Annotated in this window: 1 pseudogene; it reads right to left on the bottom strand. The window is 46.5% G+C overall.

Annotation, left to right across the window (positions count from 1 at the left end):
* A pseudogene (locus tag ACY2RR_RS24460) lies at positions 1–301 on the bottom strand (ABC transporter ATP-binding protein); the annotation flags it as partial.

Raw genomic sequence — 301 nt, 5'->3', positions numbered from 1 at the left:
CTCGTTTTCATTGATTTGCTGAAGAGTAAGAGTGACCGCTCGGTGATAACGGGACTGAGTTTCAAGCGCAGAAGGTGTCGCATCAGCAAGAACCCGGCCTTTCGCAATAACCACAGCACTAGTACACACTGCCGTTACTTCTTCAAGAATATGGTTAGAAACAATAACGATTTTATCTTTCGCCAATCCCCGAATCAGTTCACGCACCTGATGCTTCTGGTTTGGATCGAGACCATCTGTAGGTTCATCAAGGATCAGGACCTTAGGATCATGAAGAATAGCCTGAGCAATTCCCACACGC

The organism is Parendozoicomonas sp. 2304DJ65-17 (assembly GCF_058148445.1).
This window is presented reverse-complemented; position numbering and strand designations above follow the sequence as displayed.